At 66.7% G+C, this 23,441-nt stretch carries 21 protein-coding genes; 19 read left to right on the forward strand and 2 right to left on the reverse strand.

Features of this window, described 5'->3' with window-relative positions; translation table 11 throughout:
* Positions 1 to 11 precede the first annotated feature (11 nt).
* The 5 genes from ubiE (at position 12) to AC3FNH_RS01495 (ending at position 4,918) form a co-directional block, all read left to right on the forward strand.
* Positions 12 to 743 carry a bifunctional demethylmenaquinone methyltransferase/2-methoxy-6-polyprenyl-1,4-benzoquinol methylase UbiE gene (gene ubiE / locus AC3FNH_RS01475; RefSeq protein WP_488718833.1) on the forward strand — a complete coding sequence of 244 codons (732 nt, stop codon included), beginning with the start codon at positions 12 to 14 and terminating at the stop codon, positions 741 to 743.
* A gap of 71 nt (positions 744 to 814) precedes the next feature.
* A complete protein-coding gene (locus tag AC3FNH_RS01480) occupies positions 815 to 1,792 on the forward strand; it encodes a Tim44 domain-containing protein (protein WP_488718834.1) in 978 nt (325 codons plus the stop codon).
* Positions 1,793 to 1,952: 160 nt separating this feature from the next.
* Positions 1,953 to 2,621 carry a ubiquinone biosynthesis accessory factor UbiJ gene (locus AC3FNH_RS01485; protein ID WP_276099432.1) on the forward strand — a complete coding sequence of 223 codons (669 nt, stop codon included), beginning with the start codon at positions 1,953 to 1,955 and terminating at the stop codon, positions 2,619 to 2,621.
* Between the two features lie 75 nt (positions 2,622 to 2,696).
* A complete protein-coding gene (gene ubiB, locus AC3FNH_RS01490; protein WP_488718835.1) occupies positions 2,697 to 4,274 on the forward strand; it encodes a ubiquinone biosynthesis regulatory protein kinase UbiB in 1,578 nt (525 codons plus the stop codon).
* 17 nt (positions 4,275 to 4,291) lie between these two features.
* Entirely contained in the window at positions 4,292 to 4,918 is a 627-nt protein-coding gene (locus AC3FNH_RS01495; RefSeq protein WP_488718836.1) for a methyltransferase domain-containing protein, read from the forward strand.
* Between the two features lie 33 nt (positions 4,919 to 4,951).
* On the opposite strand, the gene AC3FNH_RS01500 is transcribed toward AC3FNH_RS01495, so the two are convergent.
* Complete coding sequence (locus AC3FNH_RS01500) at positions 4,952 to 5,572, reverse strand: hypothetical protein (protein WP_488718837.1); 621 nt, start codon at positions 5,570 to 5,572, stop codon at positions 4,952 to 4,954.
* A gap of 460 nt (positions 5,573 to 6,032) precedes the next feature.
* On the opposite strand from AC3FNH_RS01500, the gene AC3FNH_RS01505 reads away from it, so the two are divergent.
* From AC3FNH_RS01505 to AC3FNH_RS01535, 7 genes are all read left to right on the forward strand, one after another.
* Complete coding sequence (locus AC3FNH_RS01505) at positions 6,033 to 7,469, forward strand: high affinity choline transporter 1 (protein ID WP_276099436.1); 1,437 nt, start codon at positions 6,033 to 6,035, stop codon at positions 7,467 to 7,469.
* 185 nt (positions 7,470 to 7,654) lie between these two features.
* Positions 7,655 to 7,990: an FmdB family zinc ribbon protein gene (locus AC3FNH_RS01510; protein WP_488718838.1), complete on the forward strand. Its 336-nt coding sequence runs from the start codon at positions 7,655 to 7,657 to the stop codon at positions 7,988 to 7,990.
* A 13-nt stretch (positions 7,991 to 8,003) separates the two neighbouring features.
* A complete protein-coding gene (locus tag AC3FNH_RS01515; RefSeq protein WP_488718839.1) occupies positions 8,004 to 8,741 on the forward strand; it encodes a DUF502 domain-containing protein in 738 nt (245 codons plus the stop codon).
* A gap of 45 nt (positions 8,742 to 8,786) precedes the next feature.
* Positions 8,787 to 10,595: an aspartate--tRNA ligase gene (aspS, locus tag AC3FNH_RS01520; protein WP_276099439.1), complete on the forward strand. Its 1,809-nt coding sequence runs from the start codon at positions 8,787 to 8,789 to the stop codon at positions 10,593 to 10,595.
* Between the two features lie 202 nt (positions 10,596 to 10,797).
* Positions 10,798 to 11,691, forward strand: coding sequence for a hypothetical protein (locus AC3FNH_RS01525; protein ID WP_276099441.1), 894 nt, complete (start codon positions 10,798 to 10,800; stop codon positions 11,689 to 11,691).
* A gap of 76 nt (positions 11,692 to 11,767) precedes the next feature.
* A complete protein-coding gene (gene nudB, locus AC3FNH_RS01530) occupies positions 11,768 to 12,238 on the forward strand; it encodes a dihydroneopterin triphosphate diphosphatase (protein ID WP_488718840.1) in 471 nt (156 codons plus the stop codon).
* On the forward strand, positions 12,238 to 13,011 hold the full coding sequence (locus AC3FNH_RS01535) for an endonuclease/exonuclease/phosphatase family protein (protein ID WP_488718841.1): 774 nt from the start codon (positions 12,238 to 12,240) through the stop codon (positions 13,009 to 13,011). The genes nudB and AC3FNH_RS01535 overlap by 1 nt, the downstream gene beginning before the upstream one ends.
* On the opposite strand, the gene mobB is transcribed toward AC3FNH_RS01535, so the two are convergent.
* The gene (gene mobB / locus AC3FNH_RS01540) at positions 13,008 to 13,529 is read right to left on the reverse strand and encodes a molybdopterin-guanine dinucleotide biosynthesis protein B (RefSeq protein WP_276099444.1); all 522 of its coding nucleotides are present in this window, start codon (positions 13,527 to 13,529) and stop codon (positions 13,008 to 13,010) included. The genes AC3FNH_RS01535 and mobB overlap by 4 nt on opposite strands.
* Positions 13,530 to 13,619: 90 nt before the next feature.
* On the opposite strand from mobB, the gene clsB reads away from it, so the two are divergent.
* The 7 genes from clsB to AC3FNH_RS01575 all read left to right on the forward strand — a co-directional run bounded on the left by clsB (position 13,620) and on the right by AC3FNH_RS01575 (position 23,409).
* Positions 13,620 to 14,948 carry a cardiolipin synthase ClsB gene (gene clsB / locus AC3FNH_RS01545; protein WP_488718842.1) on the forward strand — a complete coding sequence of 443 codons (1,329 nt, stop codon included), beginning with the start codon at positions 13,620 to 13,622 and terminating at the stop codon, positions 14,946 to 14,948.
* 332 nt (positions 14,949 to 15,280) lie between these two features.
* Positions 15,281 to 15,871 carry a TetR/AcrR family transcriptional regulator gene (locus AC3FNH_RS01550; RefSeq protein WP_041679468.1) on the forward strand — a complete coding sequence of 197 codons (591 nt, stop codon included), beginning with the start codon at positions 15,281 to 15,283 and terminating at the stop codon, positions 15,869 to 15,871.
* A gap of 86 nt (positions 15,872 to 15,957) precedes the next feature.
* Positions 15,958 to 17,745 (forward strand): acyl-CoA dehydrogenase C-terminal domain-containing protein, encoded by a 1,788-nt coding sequence (locus AC3FNH_RS01555; protein ID WP_488718843.1) that lies wholly within the window; start codon positions 15,958 to 15,960, stop codon positions 17,743 to 17,745.
* Positions 17,746 to 17,829: 84 nt separating this feature from the next.
* Complete coding sequence (locus AC3FNH_RS01560) at positions 17,830 to 20,253, forward strand: 3-hydroxyacyl-CoA dehydrogenase/enoyl-CoA hydratase family protein (protein WP_488718844.1); 2,424 nt, start codon at positions 17,830 to 17,832, stop codon at positions 20,251 to 20,253.
* 17 nt (positions 20,254 to 20,270) lie between these two features.
* Positions 20,271 to 21,470 (forward strand): acetyl-CoA C-acyltransferase, encoded by a 1,200-nt coding sequence (locus AC3FNH_RS01565; protein WP_488718915.1) that lies wholly within the window; start codon positions 20,271 to 20,273, stop codon positions 21,468 to 21,470.
* A 157-nt stretch (positions 21,471 to 21,627) separates the two neighbouring features.
* The gene (locus AC3FNH_RS01570; RefSeq protein ID WP_488718845.1) at positions 21,628 to 22,584 is read left to right on the forward strand and encodes a DegV family protein; all 957 of its coding nucleotides are present in this window, start codon (positions 21,628 to 21,630) and stop codon (positions 22,582 to 22,584) included.
* A gap of 48 nt (positions 22,585 to 22,632) precedes the next feature.
* The gene (locus AC3FNH_RS01575) at positions 22,633 to 23,409 is read left to right on the forward strand and encodes an enoyl-CoA hydratase (RefSeq protein WP_488718846.1); all 777 of its coding nucleotides are present in this window, start codon (positions 22,633 to 22,635) and stop codon (positions 23,407 to 23,409) included.
* Positions 23,410 to 23,441: the final 32 nt, after the last annotated feature.

Raw genomic sequence — 23,441 nt, forward strand, 5'->3', positions numbered from 1 at the left:
GAGTCTGAGATATGAGCGAAACCCACTTCGGGTTCGAGAAGGTCGACGAAGCGGAAAAGGCCGGCAAGGTCGCCGGCGTGTTCCATTCGGTCGCCAGCAAATATGACGTGATGAACGACCTGATGTCGGGCGGCATGCACCGGCTGTGGAAGATGTTCACCATCGCCCAGGCCAATGTGCGCCCGGGCCATAAGGTCCTGGACATCGCCGGCGGTACCGGCGACCTGGCCAAGGCATTCGCGAAGCAGGCCGGCCCGACCGGCCAGGTCTGGCTGACCGACGTCAACGAGTCGATGCTGCGCGTGGGGCGCGACCGCCTGCTCGACAAGGGCATCGTCACGCCGGTGGCGCTGTGCGACGCCGAGCACATCCCGTTCCCGGACAACTACTTCGACCTGGTCACGGTGGCCTTCGGCCTGCGCAACATGACCCACAAGGACGCCGCCCTGGCCGAGATGCGCCGTGTGGTGAAGCCCGGCGGCAAGGTCATGGTGCTGGAGTTCTCCAAGGTATGGAAACCGCTGGAGAAGGCCTACGATATCTATTCCTTCAAGGTGCTGCCGTGGCTCGGGCAGAAGGTGGCGGGGGATGCCCCTAGCTATCGCTATCTGGCGGAATCGATCAGAATGCATCCAGACCAGGACTCACTTGTACGCTTGATGGAACAAGTGGGGCTGGAGAATGTCGAATACTTCAATCTGACGGCCGGAGTGGTGGCGCTCCACGTCGGGCGCAAGTATTAAATCGCCATTCCTGGCTTGAATTCGGCGTTAGAGACCGGATTTAAGCGGAAACTGACAGGGGATTACTGAATATGTCATCACTTCGCGGAAAATTCCTGGTGGGGTCGCTGATTGCCGCGATCGCGCTCGGCGTGGCGCTGGACGCCAATGCCAAGCGCATGGGCGGCTCGCGCAGCATCGGCAAGCAATCGTCCAACGTGACGCAGCAACGCCAGCAGGCGCCCGCACAGCAGACACCTTCGCAACAACCGGCCCAGCAACCCGCGCAGCAGGCAGCGCCGGCCACCGCCGGGGCTGCCGGCGCAGCCGCGGCCGCGGCCAAGCCCAAGCGCAACTGGGGCGGCATCCTGGGCGGTATCGCCGCCGGCCTCGGTATTGGCGCGCTGCTGTCGCACTTCGGCCTGGGCGGTGCAATGGCGGGCTTCCTGTCCAACCTGATCCTGATCGCGCTGGTCGCGTTCGTGGCGATCTGGCTGATCCGCAAGTTCCGTGGCGGCAGCCAGCGCGGCCAGCAGCCGGCCTACGCCGGCGCCGGCAGTGCGGGTGGCCTGGGCGGCAACGCCGAGCCGATGCTGCGCCAGCAGGAGCCGTACTCCCCGGCCGCCAATCCTGTGATGCCGGCCGCCGGCGCCGCCGCGGTCGCGGGCGATGCCGTGGCTCAGCAGCCCTGGGGCGTGCCCGCCGACTTCGATACCGATGCCTTCCTGCGCAACGCCAAGGTCCACTTCGTGCGCCTGCAGGCGGCCTGGGATGCCGGCAACCTCGACGATATCCGCGAGTTCACGACGCCGGAAATGTTCGCCGAGATCAAGATGGACCTGGCCGACCGTGGCACCGAGGTCAACAAGACCGATGTGGTCACGCTGGAGGCGCAGATGCTGGGCATCGAATCCTCGCCGAACCAGCACCTGGCCAGCGTGCGATTCTCGGGCATGATCCGCGAGCGCGCCGGTGAAGCGGCGCAGCCGTTTGCCGAGGTCTGGAACCTGGCCAAGCCGGTTTCCGGCTCGGGCGGCTGGCTACTGGCAGGCATCCAGCAGGAATCCTGAGTGCCGGCTATGCCCCACGGCAGTGACGCCGGCGGGGAGTAGCTTAGAATGGAGGCCCGCGCGAAAGCGCGGGCCTTTTCCGTTTGGAAGCGGTGCCTGGCCTGTGCCACCTACCTGAGCCAGGCCTGCCCGTCCAGCCGTGCCCAGCACGCTCATTGCCATGAATCCTCTGCCTTCCGCCCTGGCCGCGCCAGCCGTTGTCGCGCTGAACCACCTGCTCGAGCAGGAACCCTGGGCTCGCGGCCAGCTGGCCGCGTTTGCCGGCCGCGTGGTCCGCCTCGACGCGGCTGCGTTTGCGCTGTCGCTGCGCGTGACCGAGGACGGCGCCACCGAACTCGCGCCCGCCGCCGAAGCACCGGCGGTCACGATTCTCGTACCGCTGCAGCAATGGCCGCTCGTTGCCGCCGACGTGGCGGACGGCGGCCAGGCGGCGGCCATGCGCCATGTCCGCATCGAGGGCGACGCGGAGCTGGCCAACACGGTTTCGATGCTCGCGCGCAACCTGCGCTGGGACGCGGCCGAGGACCTGTCGCGGGCCTTTCGCGGGATCCTGGGCGGGCCGGTCAGCGACAGCCTCGCCCAGCGCATGGTCGACGGCGCGCGCGAGCTCCATGAGCAGGCCACGCGCGTGGGCCGCACGCTCGTGGAAAATGTCACGGAATACCTGCTCGACGAAAAGCCGACGCTCGTGCGCCACGTCGCGCTCGACGACTTCGGCACCGACGTGGGCCGCCTGCGCGACGACCTGGCCCGCCTCGAGAAGCGTCTGGAGCGGCTTGAGCGCGCCCGTCCCGCCGGATCGACGGTGCTGCCGTCGGCCCATCGCTGATCGTGCCGCCGGCATGACGCCATTTATTGCTGCCGCGCGTTTCGCGCAGCGCCACCGTTCCCTGAATTCCGTCGCATGACCCGCCTTCTGCGCCTCGGCAAGATCCTCTTCGTCATCCTGTACTACGGCCTGGACGAGCTCGTGCTGTCCGGTTTCCAGAACCGCAAGATCCGCTTCCTGGTCCGCGTCATGACCATCGGGCGCAAGCTGGACATGCCGCGCGGCGAGCGCCTGCGGCTGGCGCTGACCAAGCTCGGACCGATCTTCGTCAAGTTCGGCCAGGTGCTGTCCACCCGGCGCGACCTGATGCCGCCGGACATTGCCGACGAACTGGCGCTGCTGCAGGACCAGGTGCCGCCGTTCGATTCGGCGGTGGCGGTCAGGATCATCGAGCGCTCGCTGGGCCGAAGGCTCGACGATCTCTTCGATACCTTCGAGCACCAGCCCGTGGCCAGCGCGTCGATCGCCCAGGTGCACTTCGCCACGCTGAAGGGCGGCCCGAACCATGGCCGCGAGGTCGCGGTGAAGGTGCTGCGCCCGGGCATGCTGCCGGTGATCGACAGCGACCTGGCGCTGATGCGCGACCTGGCCACCTGGCTGGAGCGCTTCTGGGCCGACGGCAAGCGCCTGAAGCCGCGCGAGGTGGTGGCCGAGTTCGACAAATACCTGCATGACGAGCTGGACCTGATGATCGAGGCGGCCAACGCCAGCCAGCTGCGCCGCAATTTCGCCGATACCAGCCTGCTGCTGGTGCCCGAAGTGTTCTGGGACTGGTGCAGCAGCACGGTGTTCGTGATGGAGCGCATGCACGGCATCCCGATCTCGCGCAGCGAATCGCTCAAGGCCGCCGGTGTCGACATGCACCAGCTCGCGGAAGAGGGCGTGGAGATCTTCTTCACGCAGGTGTTCCGCGACGGCTTCTTCCACGCCGACATGCACCCCGGCAACATCCTCGTTTCGGTGCAGCCGGAGACCTTCGGCCGCTATATCGCGCTCGACTTCGGCATCGTTGGCGCACTGTCGGAGTTCGACAAGAACTATCTCGCGCAGAACTTCATTGCCTTCTTCCGCCGCGACTACCACCGCGTGGCGCTGCTGCACGTGGAATCCGGCTGGGTGCCGCCCGATACGCGCGTGGAAGAGCTCGAAAGCGCGGTGCGTGCATGCTGCGAGCCGTACTTCGACAAGCCGCTCAAGGAAATCTCCCTTGGCATGGTGCTGATGCGCCTGTTCCAGACCTCGCGCCGCTTTAACGTCGAGATCCAGCCGCAACTGGTGCTGCTGCAGAAGACGCTGCTCAATATCGAAGGCCTGGGCCGCCAGCTCGACCCGGACCTGGACCTGTGGAAAACGGCGAAGCCCTTCCTGGAACGCTGGATGCACGAGCAGGTGGGTTGGAAGGGCGCGTGGGAGCGGGTCAAGGTCGAGGCGCCGCTGTGGGCCAAGATGCTGCCCGATTTCCCGCGCCTGGCGCACCAGTTCCTGGAGCGCCGCGCGCTGAACACCAATGGCGAACAGGAACGGCTGCTGGCCATGCTGGTGACGGAACAGCGCCGCACCAACCGCCTGATCGGCACCGTGCTGCTGCTGGTCGGCGGCTTCGTCGCCGGCATCGTGCTGACGCATGTGCTGGCGTGGACTGGCTACTGGTAGATCGCAGGAGAGACGTCATGAACCCGGCCGACAAGGCACCCAGCCCGCCGTCTTTCACCACCCGCAATGCGGCGGATCCGGCGTTCTGGGACGAACGCTTCGAACAGGGCTTCACGCCCTGGGACCTGCAGGGCGTGCCGGTCGAGTTCCAGCAGTTCGTCGAGAACAAGGCGCCGTGCCCGACGCTGGTACCGGGCTGCGGCAACGGCTGGGAAGCGGGCTGGCTGTTCGAGCGCGGCTGGCCGGTCACGGCCATCGACTTTTCGCCGCAGGCCGTCGCCTCGGCGCGCCGCGCGCTGGGCCCGGCTGGGACCATCGTGCGCGAAGCGGACTTCTTCGCCTTCACGCCGCAGCCGCGCTGCGAGCTGATCTATGAGCGCGCTTTCCTCTGCGCGCTGCCCCCGGCATTGCGCGAGGCCTATGCCGAACGCGTGGCCGCCCTGTTGCCGCCCGGCGGCCTGCTGGCTGGCTATTTCTTCCTGGGCGACAAGCGCGGCGGGCCGCCGTTCGCCATGCCGGCGTCCGAGCTGGATGCCCTGCTCGGGCCCGCCTTCGAGCGTATCGATGACCGTCCGTCCGCAGCGCCCCTGCCGGTCTTCGAAGGGCAGGAGCGCTGGCAGGTCTGGCGCCGCCGGCCAGACTGAGCCGGGCAGCGCCGCCGCCATTCCCAGGCTGCGTCAGCCGCGGCGATGGCCGTTGTGCTTTTCGCGGTAGATGTTGCCGCTCGCGCGGTCCTCGGCACCCATGATGCGGCCTTGCTCGCCCGCACCGACGTGACCGTTGCGGCCGGCGCGCGCCTCGCGCTTGTCCACATGCGCCTGGCCTCGTTCCAGGCCGGCGGCTTCGCGATCGGTCAGCGAGCCGTTCTGGACGCCATTGCGGATGCGTTCCTGCTGGTTGATATTGCGCTGGACGTCGGCTTGCATGCGCTGCGACGATGCGCTGGCCGGGTTCCCGAGCTGGCCGTTGTGCGTGTCACGCGAGATGTCCTGGCTGACGCGGTTCTCGGCACGCTGGATCGACGCCTGCTCGCGTGGCGAGACCGAGCCGTTCTTCATGGCGTTCGATTCCATGTGGTCGACCCGGGCTTCCTGCTTTTCCAGGCTCGAGGCTTCGCGGGTGGTCAGGGCGCCGGATTTCAAGCCGTTCTCGATACGCTGCTGCTGGTTGACGTCGCGCTGGATAGCGTTAGTGACGGCCGGCGCTTGCGCCATGGCGAACGTGGACGCAGCGGCGGCGACAACGCCGGCGCCGATCAGCAAGGTAGTGCGCAGGGTACGGGCACGCGATTGGGGCATCAGATTCTCCTGGGTGGCTTGTTGTTCCGGGTCGGTCGGCACCAAGCGGTGAACCGGCCTGCCTGCACCAATGCCCCGGCCGCCCGCGGCGATGACAGGCGCTTTGTAAACGGTGTAACAGCATCTTTCGGGGCAGTTTCCGGAATCGCCCGATGCCGTTTGGCGCCGGAACAACAGCCTCCCGCCCCGGTTGTGCCGGTCGCGCTGCACGGCGCCGCGGATTTGGCGCCGGCCTGGAATTTTTATCGTCCGACGAGGTCCGCGTCGCTATAATCCGCGTTTTGATTCGGCTACGACCGCAGGCCAAGTGCGCCATCCCGCCCAGGGACGGGCGTCCCAATGCCCCTCAAGCGGCCCCGACCGATGAATTGGACTCCGGGACGGCAGGACAGCAGGACAGAACAGCCGGCCCGGCATTCGGTTTTTCGCCAAAAGGGCATTTTCTGCATAGGGCAGCGGCATGCTGATCTGGTTCGTCATCATCTACTGGGTAGTCTCGGTCGGCATCGGCCTGTGGGCGGCACTGCGCGTACGCAACACCACCGATTTCGCCGTGGCCGGGCGCAGCCTGCCGTTCTACGTCGTCACCGCCACCGTCTTTGCCACCTGGTTCGGTTCCGAAACCGTGCTGGGCATTCCCGCGGTATTCCTGAAAGAGGGTCTGTCCGGCGTCGTCTCGGACCCGTTCGGCTCGTCGCTGTGCCTGATCCTGGTGGGCCTGTTCTTCGCCCGGCCGCTGTACCGGATGAACCTGCTCACCATCGGCGACTACTACCACAACCGCTATGGGCGGCTGGCCGAGGTGCTGACCACGCTGTGCATCGTGGTGTCCTACCTGGGCTGGGTGGCGGCGCAGATCAAGGCGCTCGGGCTGGTGTTCTACACGGTCTCCGACGGCGCGCTGTCGCAGGATGCCGGCATGATGATCGGCGCGGCCAGCGTGCTGGTGTACACGCTGTTCGGCGGCATGTGGTCGGTCGCGGTGACGGACTTCATCCAGATGATCATCATCGTGGTCGGCATGCTCTATATCGGCTACGAGGTCAGCGGCCAGGCCGGCGGCGTGACCGCGGTGGTATCGCACGCGGCCGCGGCCGGCAAGTTCGAGTTCCTGCCGTCGCTGGACCTGGTGCAGGTCATCGGGTTTGCCGCGGCGCTGTTCACCATGATGCTCGGTTCGATCCCGCAGCAGGACGTGTTCCAGCGCGTGACGTCGTCGCGCACCGAGCAGATCGCCGGGCGCGCGTCCGTGCTTGGCGGCGTGCTGTATTTCTTCTTTGCCTTCATCCCGATGTTCCTGGCCTATTCGGCCACGCTGATCGATCCGGGCATGGTGGCGAAATACATCAATGCGGACTCCCAGCTGATCCTGCCGCAGCTGATCCTGCAGCACGCGCCGATGTTCGCGCAGGTCATGTTCTTCGGTGCGCTGCTGTCGGCTATCAAGAGCTGCGCCTCGGCGACGCTGCTGGCGCCGTCGGTGACGTTCGCCGAGAACATCCTGCGGCCGTACTTCCGGCACCTGGACGACCGGAAGTTCCTGCGCGTGATGCAGACGGTCGTGCTGGTGTTCACCGCTACCGTGACCCTGTTCGCGCTCAATTCGCATCTTTCGATCTTTCATATGGTCGAAAATGCCTATAAGGTCACCTTGGTCTCGTCGTTCGTGCCGCTCGCCTTCGGTATGTTCTGGAAGCCGGCCACCCGCCAGGGCGGCCTGGCGGCCATCCTGCTGGGCCTTGGGTCCTGGCTGACTTGCGAGATCTCCTTTGCCGACGCGGTGATGCCGCCGCAGATGGTCGGCCTGCTGTTCTCGGTCAGCGGCATGGTGGTCGGTTCGCTGCTGCCGCAGTGGATTGCGGATCACGCGCCCGTCAAGGAAGTACACATCGCCTGACGGCCCTGTCGGCGTGATTGGACGATCCTGGCCCCTGGCGGCCGGTTGTGCCGCTTTGTGCTCTGTATTTCCGCCCGTCAGGCAAGTCCGTAAGGGTTTATAATTCAAGGCTTTGCATCGTCGTGCGCGGTCGCGCGGGCGGTGCCTGCACTGTTCCGATCCAGATTTCTCGCGAAAAACACACCATGCCGATCTATGCCTACCGTTGCGACGCCTGCGGCCACGGGCGCGATGTGCTGCAGAAGATGAGCGACGCTCCGCTCACCGACTGCCCGTCCTGCGGCGCCGCCGGAGCCTTCAAGAAGCAGTTGACCGCGGCCGGTTTCCAGCTCAAGGGTTCGGGCTGGTACGTGACCGATTTCCGCGGCGGCAGCGGCGGCACCAGCGCCGCCGCGACCTCGGGCACGGCGGCTCCCGCCGCTGGCGCCACGGCTGCGGCATCGACCGAATCGTCGGCCAGCACCACGACTTCCGCGACGCCCGCCGCCGGCGGCTGCGGCAGCGCCTGCGCCTGCCACTGATCCCAGGACGGCCGTGGTCGCAAAGAAAACCTCCGCGCTGAAGACCTGGTTCCTGACCGGGCTACTGGTGCTCGTGCCGCTGGGCATCACGCTGTGGGTGCTCAGCCTGATCATCGGCACCATGGACCAGAGCCTGGCGCTGCTGCCCGAGGCCTGGCGCCCGGACCAGCTGCTGTTCGGCAAGCGGGTGACGGGTCTTGGCGCCATCCTGACGCTGCTGTGCATCCTGCTGGTCGGGCTGCTCGCGCACAACTTCATCGGCCAGCGCCTGGTGCGCTGGTGGGAAGCGCTGCTGGGCCATATCCCGGTGGTGGGCCCGATCTACACCAGCGTCAAGCAGGTCTCCGACACGCTGCTGTCGTCGTCCGGCAATGCGTTCCGCAAGGCGCTGCTGGTGCAGTACCCGCGTGAAGGCTCGTGGACCATTGCCTTCCTGACCGGCCGCCCTGGTGGCGACGTGCAGAACCACCTGCAGGGCGAATACGTCAGCGTCTACGTGCCGACCACGCCCAACCCGACCTCGGGCTTCTTCCTGATGATGCCCAAGGCCGACACCATCGAACTCGACATGACCGTCGACGCCGCGCTCAAGTACATCGTTTCGATGGGCGTGGTGGCTCCGGCGGACCTGCCCCGCAAAAACGGCGGCCCGAGCCGCCCGGCGGATCCCGTCAGCCCTGCCAGGGCGACCGGCGCTGGCGCCGGCCGCGAGGCAGCGGTCGAGACAGCCGATCCTTCGCATACCAATTGATCACGGGCCGCCCGGCGGGCGGTCGCGTATTACCGGGAAACATCTATGTCCTCCATGCGTACTCACTACTGCGGTCTGGTGACCGAACAACTCTCGGGCCAGGAAGTGGCCCTGACCGGCTGGGTTCAGCGCCGCCGCGACCATGGCGGCGTGATCTTCATCGACCTGCGCGACCGTGAAGGCCTGGTCCAGGTGGTGTGCGATCCGGACCGTCCGGAGATGTTCAAGGCTGCCGAAGAGATCCGCAACGAGTACTGCATCCGCATTACCGGCAAGGTGCGTCCGCGCCCGGCCGGCACCGAGAACGCCGGCCTGACCTCGGGCAAGATCGAAGTGCTGTGCCATGAGCTGACCGTGCTGAACCCGTCGGTCACGCCGCCGTTCCAGCTCGACGACGACAACCTGTCGGAAACCACGCGCCTGACGCACCGCGTGCTGGACCTGCGCCGCCCGCAGATGCAGTACAACCTGCGCCTGCGCTACAAGGTCGCGATGGAAGTGCGCAAGTACCTGGACGCGCAGGGCTTCATCGATATCGAAACGCCGATGCTCGGCAAGAGCACGCCGGAAGGCGCCCGCGACTACCTGGTGCCGTCGCGCGTGAACCCGGGCCACTTCTTCGCGCTGCCGCAATCGCCGCAGATCTTCAAGCAGATGCTGATGGTGTCGGGCTTTGACCGCTACTACCAGATCACCAAGTGCTTCCGCGACGAAGACCTGCGCGCCGACCGCCAGCCGGAATTCACGCAGATCGACTGCGAGACCTCGTTCCTGACCGAGCAGGAAATCCGTGACCTGTTCGAAGACATGATGCGCACGGTGTTCAAGAACGCCATCGATGTCGACCTGGATGCCACCTTCCCGGTGATGGAGTTCCGCGAGGCCATGGCCCGCTTCGGCTCGGACAAGCCGGACCTGCGTGTGAAGCTGGAATTCACCGAGCTGACCGAGGTGATGAAGGACGTCGACTTCAAGGTGTTCTCGGGCCCCGCCAACAGCGACAACGGCCGCGTGGTCGGCCTGCGCGTGCCGGGCGGCGGCGCGATCTCGCGCGGCGAGATCGATGCCTACACCCAGTTCGTCGGCATCTATGGCGCCAAGGGCCTGGCCTGGGTCAAGGTCAACGAAGTCGCCAAGGGCCGTGACGGCCTGCAGTCGCCGATCGTCAAGAACCTGCACGACGCGGCCATTGCCGAGATCCTGAAGCGCACCGGCGCCCAGGACGGCGACATCATCTTCTTCGGCGCCGACAAGGCCAAGGTCGTCAACGACGCCATCGGCGCGCTGCGCCTGAAGATCGGCCACTCGGAATTCGGCAAGGCCAACGGCCTGTTCGAAGACGTTTGGAAGCCGCTATGGGTGGTCGATTTCCCGATGTTCGAGTACGACGAGGAAGACGCCCGCTGGGTGGCCATGCATCACCCGTTCACCAGCCCCAAGGACGAGCACATGCAGTACCTGGAAACCGATCCGGGCAAGTGCATCGCCAAGGCCTACGACATGGTGCTGAATGGCTGGGAAATGGGCGGCGGCTCGGTCCGTATCTATCGCTCGGACATCCAGAGCAAAGTGTTCCGCGCGCTGAAGATCAGCGACGAGGAAGCCCGTGCCAAGTTCGGCTACCTGCTCGATGCGCTGCAATACGGCGCGCCTCCGCACGGCGGCCTGGCGTTCGGCCTGGACCGTATCGTCACCATGATGGCCGGTGCCGATTCGATCCGCGACGTGATCGCCTTCCCGAAGACCCAGCGCGCCCAGGACCTGCTGACGCAGGCGCCGAGCTCGGTCGACGAGAAGCAGCTGCGCGAACTGCATATCCGCCTGCGTGCGACCGAGCCGAAGACCACCGTCTGAGCCTGACGGTCCTGACTGGTCTGAGAACCGCGCCTTGTGCGCGGTTTTTTCGTTTCTTGCGAAGTGATTCCGCAGCCGGATTGCGCGCCGAAGTTTCCATTTGTTACTGGCCGGAACATGGCCTGGGTGGCGGTGTCTCCTTTATCTAGGCGCTGACCGAGCTTCCGCATTCAAGGTGGCCGGCGCGCGGGAGGAAAACAACGTGAACCTGGACACAGACCTGATCCGCCAATTCCTGCTGGCCCATGCCGAAACGATCGTGACCTGGCTGGTTGCCGGCCTGGTCATGATGCTGCTGGCGCGCTTCGAACTGCGCCGCGCCGTGCGCAAGTCGGCGCAGGCCATGTCGGAATCGGTGGCGACGACCGTGGCGGCCTGCGTGCCCGACATTGCCCACGCCGCCGCGCAGGCGACCAGCGGTGTGCCGGCCGCGGAGCCGGTCGCGTCACAACGGGCCGAAGCCTTGCGGCGCTCGGCATTGGACACCGTGGCCGCAGTGATGGCGCGCGGCCGCTGGCTCGATGAGCTGGGCAACCTGCGGCTCCCGGACGATGCCCTGCTGGGCGGCCAGCGCGCCGGCGGCGCCGACCCGCTGCTGGTGGTGGCACCGCAACCCGTGGTTCAGGCGTACCTGTTCGCGCAGCGCACCTTCGAGGAAGAGGCCGCGCGCGTTCAGGACAGCCGGCGCGACGCCCAGCGCCAGCAGGACGCCCTCCAGGCACTGGAAACCGAAGCCGCCCAGGTCGAGCAGGAGACGGCCAGCATCGTGATGCGCTTCGAACAGGTGAACGCCCAGTCGGCGCAGCGCGCGGAAGCCGGCGACTACCAGCGCTTCCTGATCCAGAAGTACAACACGCTGGGTCAGCGCGAGAAGGAAATCATGCAGCAGCGTGGCGCGCTGCGCGAGCAGGCGCAGGCCAGTGCCGACGACCTGGCTTTCCAGGCGCGCGAAGCCGCGCAGCGCTACCGGGAATCGCTTGCGCCGCTGATGCGGCAGTTGCGCGAGGCCTGGGGGCATGGCGACGCGCCCGATGTCTTTGACGCCTGGCTGAGCATCGATCCGATGCGCCCGGAAGCACAACGCGACGCTGCCTGAAGGCGGACCGTCATTCGCGTGGCAAGAGCGGGCGCGGCTGCGCTATCCTTGGGGGTGTCTGTCGGACCCATGTCCCATGCCCTACAAGATTCCTGAATCCGTGCTGGTCGTGATCTACACGCCAGATCTCCAAGTGCTGTTGCTGGAACGGGCCGACCGGCCGGGCTTCTGGCAGTCCGTGACCGGCAGCCTGGATACCGTTGACGAACCCCTGGCACTGACCGCCGCGCGCGAAGTGTTCGAGGAGACCGGCATCGTCGCCGGCGAACACCTGCTCACCGACTGGCAGCACACCATCCAGTACGACATCTACCCGCAGTGGCGCCACCGGTATGAGGCCGGCGTCACGCGCAATACCGAACACTGGTTTGGCCTGTGCGTATCCGGACCGTTGCCGGTGACGCTGGCGCCGCGCGAGCACCTGCAGTCGCACTGGCTGCCGTGGGAAGCGGCTGCGCAGCGGTGCTTCTCCAGCAGCAATGCGGAGGCCGTGCGCCAGCTGGCCTGGCGTGCGGCAGGCAGGCCAGCCGTCTGTGGAGCTGGCTGATGAAGCTGCGCGTGGTCACCTACAACATCCACAAGGGCGTGACCGGCATCTCGCGCCGCCCGCGCATCCAGAACGTACGCGCCGGGCTACAGTCCATGGACGCCGATATCGTGTTCCTGCAGGAGGTACAGGACCGCAACGACCGCCTGGTCGCCGCGGCGCTGTTCGATCCGGACCACACGCAGCTGAACTACCTGGCCACGGATGCCTACCCGCACTCCGTATACGGGCGCAACGCCGTCTACGACCACGGCCACCACGGCAACGCGATCCTGTCGCGCCATCCGATCCTGATGTCGGAAAACCTCGACATTTCCGACCACCGCTTCGAGCAGCGCGGCCTGTTGCACGCGGTAGCCGACGTGAACGGCATGGAAGCCCACCTGATCTGCGTGCATTTCGGCCTGTTCGCGCGTAGTCGCGCGCGCCAGGCCGAGGCGCTGGTCGAGCGCGTTTGCAATGTGGTCCCGCCGTCGGCGCCGCTGGTGATCGCCGGCGACTTCAATGACTGGAACCACCGGCTCGACGCGCAGATCTGCAACACGCTGGGCACGGTGGAAGCGTCGCATGCGCGCGGGGCGCGCCTGCACACCTTTCCGAGCCATATGCCGTGGTGGCAGCTCGACCGCATCTACGTGCGCGGCTTCGAGATCGAGCGGGCGCATGCGCTGACCGGGCGAGACTGGGCGCAGCGCTCGGATCATGTGCCGCTGGTGGCGGAACTGGCGCAAACCGCCGACAACGGCCGCGCGGCGGCCGGCAAGGCCGCCTAGCTGTGCCCGGGGTCTTCCAGCCGGCTGCGGATGAAGTGGAAGATGGCGTCGGGGTCGGTCAGGTCAAGCACGGGCAAGGACGTCATCTGCGCGACCGCCTCCGGCGCATCGGTGGCAACGGCGACCACGCCGGGCACCTCGTTCCATAGCGGCGCGCGTCCCAGCGACGGGCGAAAGACTTCCAGCTTCGGGAAATCGCTGCGCTTGTAGCCTTCGACCAGCACCAGGTCGGTATTCGCCGGCAGCACGGCCAGCGCGTCATCGAGTTCGGGCGAGGGCACATCCTCGGGGTAATGGCGCATCAGCGTCATGTGGCGCGCGCCGACCAGCACCACGTTGCTGCAGCCGCCTTCGCGCATGCGCCACGAGTCCTTGCCCGGCGTATCGGGATCGAAGCCATGGTGCGTATGCTTGATGCCATTGACGCGCATGCCGGCGGCGACGAAGCGCGGGATCAGCGCGTCCAGTAGCGTGGTCTTGCCGCTGCCGGACGAGCCGGTGATGCCGAATACCTTCACAGTGCTATCCCTTGGTGCCTGAGTGCATCGACGATAGCAGAGATGCACCGCACCATGTGCAGATGGCGCTGCGTGTCCCATAATCGCGTCATGCCACGGATATCCGACACCGACAAGCCGATCATCGTACGTGCCGCCGCCGTGGCGCATGTTGCGGCGCGGGATGACGGCGCCGGCACGGTCGCACGCGCCGGCCGGCGGCGCCTGCTGCGCTGGGCCGGCCGGCACGGCAGGCCGGTTGGCGGCAACCAGGTGCGCCTGCTGAGCGGTGGGCGCGATTTCTTTCCGGCCCTGATCGAGGCGATCGATGCCGCGGCCTTCCAGGTCATTATCGAGACCTATATCTACGCCGACGACGACGTCGGCCGCGCGGTAAGCGATGCGCTGATCCGTGCGGCGGCGCGCGGCGTATCGGTACGGCTCACGGTGGACGGCTTTGGTGCCGGCGACATGTCCGCCGGACTCGCGCAGCGCCTGCGCGACGGCGGCGTGCAACTGCGCGTCTACCGCGTCCTGCGCGGCTTCCGGCTGGCGCGCCGGCACTTGCGCCGCCTGCATCGCAAGCTCGCGGTGATCGACCGGCGCGTGGCGTTCGTGGGCGGCATCAATATCATCGACGACTACAATCACGGGCCGTTCGAGCAGGAAGGGCTCGGGGCCCGCTATGACTTCGCCGTGGAAGTGCGTGGGCCGCTCGTGGACCGTGTCGCACTGACCGCCGAACGCCTCTGGTGGCGCCTGTCGCTGCGCGGCGAACTGCATGACGTCGGCCTGGCGGGCGCGGCGGCGGGCTACCCGCTGGTCACCGACCTGCCGCCGCGGCGCGAGACCGAAGGCGGCGTGTTCGCGGCGCTGCTGCTGCGCGACAACCTGCGCAATCGCCGCGCCATCGAACGCGAGTACCTGCGCGCGCTGGGCGTGGCGCGGGACGACGTGATCCTGGCCAATGCATATTTCTTGCCGGGCCACAGGGTGCGGCGCGCGCTGCTGGCCTGCCGCGCGCGGGGCGTACGGGTGCGATTGCTATTGCAGGGCCGGGTCGAATACCGCCTGCAGCATTTCGCCACGCACGCGCTGTATGCGAGCCTGCTGGATGCCGGCGTCGAGATCTACGAGTACGCCGAAAGCTTCCTGCACGCCAAGGTGGGCGTGGTGGACGAGGCCTGGGCCACGGTCGGGTCTAGCAATATGGACCCGTTCAGCCTGCTGCTCGCGCGCGAGGCCAACGTCTGCGTTTATGATCCAGCCTTCGCCGCCGGCCTGCGCGCGGAACTCGAGTGCGCCATCGCGCAGCGCAGCGCGCGCGTCATGCCGGAAGCACATGCGCGGCGCTCCGCGCTGCGGCGCGTGGCGAACTGGGCCGCGTACATGGTGTTGCGTCTTGGCGTCGTGATCGCCGGCGTGACCGGGCGCTACTAGGGCCGTCCGGATATTGCTACGCAGCACGGCGCTGGCCGCGTGGCTTGTGGCGGCAGGCCGCGTGTTGATGTTGCAACGCAGCCTGTTTAGAAACGTGGGTCTAATTAAAAGCTTGATGGCGACGGGTCGCGACAGAATAATCTGAACGACCGTTCTTTTTTGGCTTAGACTGCGTGCATTCGCGGCGAAAACCGGCATTTGTGCGGGCGCCGCCAGGCAATAAGCAACGTCAGGGTCATACGTGGCGCCCGGTGAAGGCGCTACAAGAACGGAGAAACAATATGCGACACCAGTCAGCCCGTCTCGAATCCGCCACCGCTTCCCCCGCGCCGATGCGCAAGGGGGAAATGACGCGCGTGGCGATTCTGGATGCCGCACTGGAGCTGTCGTCCCGCGACGGGTTGGAGGGTCTGACCATCGGCCTGTTGGCGGAACGCATGCAGATGAGCAAGAGCGGCGTGTTCGCGCATTTCGGTTCGCGCGAAGACCTGCAGGTGGAAGTTGTGCGGGAGTATCACCGGCGCTTCGAGCAGGAGGTGTTCTACCCCTCGCTGCACGAGCCGCGCGGGCTGCCCCGGCTGTGGTCGATGGTGCGCAGGTGGATGGAGAAGCGCATCCAGGAAGTGACGACTGGATGCATCTACATCAGCGGCGCGGTCGAGTACGACGACCGCGCGGAAAGCCTGGTGCGTGACGAACTCGTCAAGAGCGTCACCATCTGGCGCGCCGCGCTGACGCGCGCCATTGGCCAGGCCAAGGAAGAGGGGCACCTGCGCGCGGACTGCGATCCGCGCCTGATGCTGTTCGAGATGTACAGCCTTGAACTAGGCTTGCATCACGACGCCCGTTTCCTGCGCCTGCCGGACAGCGCCGAACTTGCCATGGTCGCGCTCAACAAACTGATTCAGTCTTACCGTACCTGAGGCTGCTGCGTACGGACCGTGGCGCCCGCCATCGCGGGCGGCGCACGGGCGGCGTGGCGGCATCGTGAACTCCAAAGGAGCTTTTGATGGGCCAGTACACCGCACCGTTGCGCGACATGCAGTTCGTCCTTCACGAACTGCTCGGCGCTGAAGCCGAACTCAAGGCGATGCCGCCGCACGCGGACATCGACGCGGACACCATCAACCAGGTCATCGAGGAAGCCGGCAAGTTCTGCGCCGACGTGGTGTTCCCGCTCAACCAGGTGGGCGACCGCGAAGGCTGCACCTACGTCGGCGACGGCGTGGTGAAGGCGCCCACCGGCTTCAGGGAAGCCTATCAGCAGTACGTGGAAGCCGGCTGGCCGGCGCTGGCGTGCGATCCGGCCTACGGCGGCCAGGGCCTGCCGATCGTGGTCAACAACGTCGTGTACGAGATGCTGAACTCGGCCAACCAGGCGTGGACCATGTACCCGGGCCTCTCGCACGGCGCCTACGAGGCCCTGCACGCGCACGGCACGCCGGAACTGCAGCAGGCCTACCTGCCCAAGCTGGTGTCGGGCGTGTGGACCGGCACCATGTGCCTGACCGAGCCGCACTGCGGCACCGACCTCGGCATCCTGCGCACCAAGGCCGAACCGCAGGCCGACGGCTCCTACCTGCTGACCGGCACCAAGATCTTCATCTCGGCCGGCGAGCATGACCTGGCCGAGAACATCATCCACCTCGTGCTGGCGCGCCTGCCGGACGCGCCGCAGGGCACCAAGGGCATTTCGCTGTTCGTCGTGCCGAAGTTCATCCCCGACGCGAGCGGCAACCCGGGCGAGCGCAACGGCATCCAGTGCGGCTCGATCGAACACAAGATGGGCATCCACGGCAACGCCACCTGCGTGATGAACCTCGATGGCGCGCGCGGCTGGCTGGTGGGCGAGGCCAACAAGGGCCTGAACGCCATGTTCGTGATGATGAATGCCGCGCGCCTCGGCGTGGGCGCCCAGGGCCTGGGCCTGACCGAAATCGCGTACCAGAACTCGGTCGCGTATGCGAAGGACCGCCTGCAGATGCGCTCGCTGACCGGCCCGAAGGCGCCGGAAAAGGCCGCCGACCCGATCATCGTGCATCCGGACGTGCGCCGCATGCTGCTGACGCAGAAGGCCTATGCCGAAGGCGGCCGCGCATTCAGCTACTGGACCGCGCTGCAGATCGACCGCGAGCTGTCGCACCCGGACGAGGCCGTGCGCAAGCAGGCCGGCGACCTGGTGGCGCTGCTGACGCCGGTGATCAAGGCCTTCCTGACCGACAACGCGTTCACCAGCACCAACGAAGGCATGCAGGTGTTCGGCGGCCACGGCTACATCTCCGAATGGGGCATGGAGCAGTATGTGCGCGACGCCCGCATCAACATGATCTACGAAGGCACCAACACCATCCAGGCGCTGGACCTGCTGGGCCGCAAGATCCTGGGCGACATGGGCGCCAAGATGAAGGCCTTCGGCAAGATCGTGCAGGCATTCGTCGAGGAAGAGGGCACCAACGAAGCGATGCAGGAGTTCATCAACCCGCTGGCCGAGCTGGGCGACAAGGTGCAGAAGCTGACCATGGAAATCGGCATGAAGGCCATGGGCAATGCCGATGAAGTCGGTGCCGCCGCGGTGCCGTACCTGCGCGTGGTGGGTCATCTGGTGTTCTCGTACTTCTGGGCCCGCATGGCCAAGATCGCGCTGGAGAAGGAAGGCAGCGGCGACAAGTTCTACACCGCCAAGCTGGCGACGGCGCGCTTCTACTTCGCCAAGCTGTTGCCCGAAACGGCTGGCGAGATCCGTAAGGCGCGCGCCGGCTCGGCCACGCTGATGGCGCTGGACGCAGACCTGTTCTGACGGCCTGATTGCCCACCCTCTCTCCGCATGGCAGGAGAGAGGGGCCCGCCTTTCATCAAAACGCTCAATCCATCAGGAGCGCTCATGTCCAATTTCATCGTCAAGAAAGTCGCCGTGCTCGGCGCCGGCGTCATGGGGGCGCAGATTGCCGCCCATCTCGTCAACGTGCGCGTGCCGGTGGTGCTGTTCGACCTGCCGGCCAAGGAAGGCCCCAAGAGCGGGATCGCGCTGCGCGCGATCGAGAACCTGAAGAAGCTGTCGCCGGCACCGCTTGGCATCAAGGATGAGGCCGGCCTGATCCAGGCCGCCAATTACGAAGACGACATCGCCCTGCTCAAGGAATGCGACGTGGTGATCGAGGCGATCGCCGAGCGCATGGACTGGAAGCACGACCTGTACAAGAAGGTCGCGCCGCACCTGGGGGCGAACACCATCTTCGCGACCAATACCTCGGGGTTGTCGATCACCGCGCTGTCGGATGGTTTCGACGCCGAACTGAAGGCGCGCTTCTGCGGCGTGCACTTCTTCAACCCGCCGCGCTACATGCACCTGGTCGAGCTGATCCCGACCGCGACCACGCAGCCGGAGATCCTCGACAAGCTCGAAGCCTTCCTGACGACCACGCTTGGCAAGGGCGTGGTGCGTGCGAAGGACACGCCCAACTTCATCGCCAACCGCGTGGGCATCTTCTCGATCCTGGCGGTGTTCGCTGAAGCCGAGAAATTCGGCATTCCGTTCGATGTGGTGGACGACCTGACGGGCTCCAAGCTGGGCCGCGCCAAGTCGGCCACGTTCCGCACGGCCGACGTGGTGGGTCTGGACACCATGGCCCACGTGATCAAGACCATGCAGGACAACCTGCATGAGGATCCGTTCGCGCCGGTCTACAAGACTCCGGCCGTGCTGAAGGGCCTGGTCGACGCGGGCGCGCTGGGCCAGAAGACCGGCGCCGGCTTCTACAAGAAGGAAGGCAAGGCGATCAAGGTGCTGGACGCCAGCACGGGCCAGTATGTCGAATCGGGCAAGAAGGCCGACGAGATCGTCGCGCGCATGCTGAAAAAGGCTCCGGCTGAGCGCATCAAGCTGCTGCGCGAGTCGACCAATCCGCAGGCGCAGTTCCTGTGGGCGATCTTCCGCGACGTGTTCCACTACATTGCCGTCTACCTCGAACAGATCGCCGGTTCGGCGGCCGATGTCGACCTGGCGATCCGCTGGGGCTTCGGCTGGAACTCGGGCCCGTTCGAGGACTGGCAGGCCGCCGGCTGGAAGCAGGTGGCCGAGTGGGTGAAGGAAGATATCGACGCCGGCAAGGCGCTGTCCAAGGCACCGATGCCCGCGTGGGTGTTCGCAGGCCCGGTGGCCGAGAACCAGGGCGTGCACGCCGCGCAGGGTTCGTGGGCACCGGCCACGCAGCAATTCGTCGCTCGCAGCACGCTGCCGGTGTACGGGCGCCAGGTTTTCCGCGCCGCGCTGCAGGGCTCGGCTGCGATCGATCCGCGCAAGGCCGGCCGCACGGTCGAAGAGAACGACGCCGTGCGCATCTGGGTGGCCGAGGGCCAGGACGATGTGCTGGTGGTCTCGTTCAAGAGCAAGATGAACACCATCGGGCCGGACGTGATCGACGGCCTGACGCGCGCGATCGACCTCGCTGAAGCCGAGTACAAGGGCCTGGTCGTGTGGCAGCCGACGTCGCTGCAGCTCGGCGCGCCGGGCGGCCCGTTCTCCGCGGGCGCCAACCTGGAAGCCGCGATGCCGGCCTTCATGATGGGCGGTGCCAAGGGCATCGAGCCTTTCGTCAAGAAGTTCCAGGACGGCATGATGCGCGTGAAGTACGCCGCGGTGCCCGTGGTGTCGGCCGCATCCGGCATTGCACTGGGCGGCGGCTGCGAGCTGATGCTGCATTCGGCGGCACGCGTGGCGGCGCTCGAAACCTATATCGGCCTCGTGGAAGTAGGCGTGGGTTTGGTGCCCGCCGGCGGTGGCCTGAAGGAAGCCGCGCTGGCAGCAGCACGCGCCGCGCAGGCAGCCGGCAGCACCAACTATCTGCAGTTCCTGACCAACCGCTTCCAGAATGCGGCCATGGCCAAGGTGTCGGCTTCCGCGCTGGAAGCGCGCCAGATGGGCTATCTGCAGGCCTCGGACAAGATCGTCTTCAACGTGCACGAGCTGCTCCACGTGGCGCAGAACCAAGTGCGCGCGCTGGCCGACGCCGGCTATCGCGCGCCGCTGCCGGCGCTGGTGCCGGTGGCCGGCCGTTCGGGCATCGCGACCATCAAGGCATCGCTGGTCAATATGCGCGACGGCGGCTTCATCTCCGCGCATGACTTCCTGATTGCCTCGCGCATTGCCGAAGTGGTATGTGGCGGCGACGTCGAGGCCGGCTCGCTGGTGAGCGAGGAATGGCTGCTCGCGCTGGAGCGCAAGGCCTTCGTCGACCTGCTGGGCACCAGCAAGACGCAGGAACGCATCATGGGCATGCTGCAGACCGGCAAGCCCGTCCGCAACTAAGGCAGCGAGGAACCGACATCATGAAACAACTGCAAGACGCCTACATCGTTGCCGCGACCCGTACGCCGATCGGCAAGGCGCCGAAGGGCGCGTTCAAGAATACGCGTCCGGACGACCTGCTGGCCACGATCCTTAAGGCCGCCGTGGCCCAGGTGCCGAACCTGGATCCGAAGCTGATCGAAGACGCCATCGTCGGCTGCGCGATTCCCGAAGCGCAGCAGGGCCTGAACGTGGCGCGCATCGGCGCGCTGCTGTCGGGCCTGCCGAACACCGTGGGCGGCATCACCGTCAACCGCTTCTGCGCCTCGGGCGTGAGCGCGGTGGCCATGGCCGCCGACCGCATCCGCGTGGGCGAGTCCGACGTGATGATCGCCGCCGGCGTGGAATCGATGAGCATGGTGCCGATGATGGGCAACTCGCCGTCGATGTCGCCCGATATCTTCACGCGCGACGAGAACGTCGGCATCGCCTACGGCATGGGCCTCACCGCCGAGAAGGTCGCGCAGCAATGGAAGGTCAGCCGCGAAGACCAGGACGCGTTCTCGCTGGCCTCGCACCAGAAGGCCATCGCCGCGCAGCAGGCCGGGGAGTTCAGGGACGAGATCACGCCGATCGATATCGTCGAGAAGTTCCCGAACCTGGCCAGCGGCGAGGTGAGCGTCAAGACGCGCACCATCGCGCTGGACGAAGGCCCGCGCCTCGATACCTCGCTCGAAGGCCTGGGCAAGCTGCGCCCGGTATTCGCCAACAAGGGCAGCGTGACCGCCGGCAACAGTTCGCAGACGTCCGATGGCGCCGGCGCGCTGATCCTGGTGTCCGAGAAAATCCTGAAGCAGTTCAATCTGGTGCCGCTGGCGCGCTTCGTATCGTTCGCGGTGCGCGGCGTGCCGCCGGAGATCATGGGTATCGGCCCGAAGGAAGCGATTCCCGCGGCGCTGAAGGCTGCCGGCCTGACGCAGGACCAGATCGACTGGATCGAGCTGAACGAGGCCTTCGCCGCGCAATCGCTGGCGGTCATGCGCGACCTGGAGCTCGACCCCGCCAAGGTCAACCGCATGGGCGGCGCCATTGCGCTCGGTCACCCGCTCGGCGCGACGGGCGCGATCCGTTCGGCCACCGTGGTGCACGCGCTGCGCCGCCACAACCTGAAGTACGGCATGGTGACCATGTGCGTGGGCACGGGCATGGGCGCAGCCGGCATCTTCGAGCGCGTCTGAAGAAACGCGCCAGCGGGGCGGTGCCAGCGCCGCCCCATCCTTCTGTCAGGTGAAGAAAAGCAGTGCCAACGATGGCGTGCCGCAAGGGCCACCCCAAGACGCGCCCCGAGACAGCTGCCGCACTCCGATGCGGCTCACCAGCAGGGAGGCACAACACATGCAGGAGACAGCCATCCTGGCCGACGCGGCGTGCGACATGCCGCGCGCGGTCATGACGGAACTTGGCGTGCGCACGATTCCGTTTCGCATCCGTGCCGGCGACAGGTTTGTTGCCGACACGCGCGACGAGGACGCGCTGCCAACGCTATACGAACAGTATCTCGTCGGCAAGCAGGACCACTACGCGGAGTCGATCCCGCTCGTCGAGCGCGAGCTTGAAGATCACCTGCTCAGGCACGTGGTCGCGAGCTGCGACCGCGCCATGCTGTTCACCATCGCCAGCACGCGCAGCAAGCTCTATTCGCATGCGACCGGCGCCGTGATCGGCACCGCCGCGCGCAGCGTGCGGCTGCGCAAGGAGGCGGGCCGTTCGGGCCTGTTCGACCTGATCGTCATCGACACCGGCGCGATTGGCCCCGGCCAGGCGCTGATAGTGCGCGAAGCCGCCCGCATGGCCGCCGATGGGGCCGATGCGCGCGCCGTGACGGAGGCCGTGGAAACCCGCCTGCGCGACGCGGCGCACATGTACCTGGTGCCCGACGAACTGCTCTACATGTACACGCGCGCCAGGCTCAAGGGCGAGGACAGCATCACCTGGGGCCGCTACATGATGGGCAGCGCATTCAATATCCGGCCGGTCATCCACATGCACCGCGGGCGTACCGAGGCGGTGGCCAGGGTGCGCGGCTCGGACGAAGGTCGCCGCCGCGTGCTGGCCCATGCCGAGCAGTGCGTGCGCAACGGCAGCCTGCTGACGCCCGCGATTTCGGCGTGCTTCGCCGGACCGCTGGACATCGTGCGCGCCATGCCGGCCTTCCAGTCACTGGAACGAGCGGCGCGCACGCGCGGCATCGAGCTGATGCTCGCGCCGATGAGCCTGACCGTCGCGCTCAACGTCGGCGCACGCGCATTCGGCCTGAGCTATCTTTCCGAGCAAACGCTGCCGCTCGCCTAGCGAGGGCGGCGCAGTCATTGCAGCAACGCATCACCACGAGAGGCATCCATGAGCATCAGCACCAGCATCGACCACGGCATCCTGACGATCGAATTCGACCGTGCCGAAAAGAAGAACGCCATCACGGCGGCGATGTACCAGGCCATGGCCGACGCGCTGCGCACGGCCGAGGCCGACCCCGCGGTCCGCGTCATCCTGATCCGCGGCAAGGACGAGATCTTCACCGCCGGCAACGACCTGGAAGATTTCATGCAGCGCCCGCCCACCGGCGGCGACGGCGTGGAGCAGGCCCCGGTGTTCCAGTTCCTGGACCAGATCAGCCACGCGAGCAAGCCGGTTGTCGCGGCGGTCAGCGGCGCGGCCGTAGGGGTGGGCACCACGCTGCTGCTGCACTGCGACTTCGTCTATGCATCGGAGACGGCGAAGCTGTCGCTGCCGTTCGCGCAGCTCGGCCTCTGCCCGGAGGCGGCATCGAGCCTGTTGCTGCCGCGCCTGGTCGGCTACCAGCGCGCTGCCGAGAAGCTGATGCTGGGCGAGCCCTTTGGCGCACAGGAAGCACACCAGCTCGGCCTGGTCACGCGCGTGCTGCCGGTGGCGGAGCTGCATGCCTTTGCGCTGCAGCAGGCGCGCAAGCTGGCCGCGCTGCCGGCCTCGTCGCTGCGCGAGACCAAGCGGCTGATGAAGGGCAATGACGTGGCGGCCGTGGAAAAGAAGATGGCCGAGGAAGGCGAGGTATTCCGGCGCATGCTGGTGGCGCCGGAGGCGAAGGAGGCGTTCACGGCTTTCTTCGAGAAGCGCAAGCCGGATTTTACGAAGTTCAGCTGACTCGGCGAAGCGGCGAGCCATCCCGATAAGGC

This window comes from Cupriavidus sp. 22TCCZM01-5 (assembly GCF_057798915.1).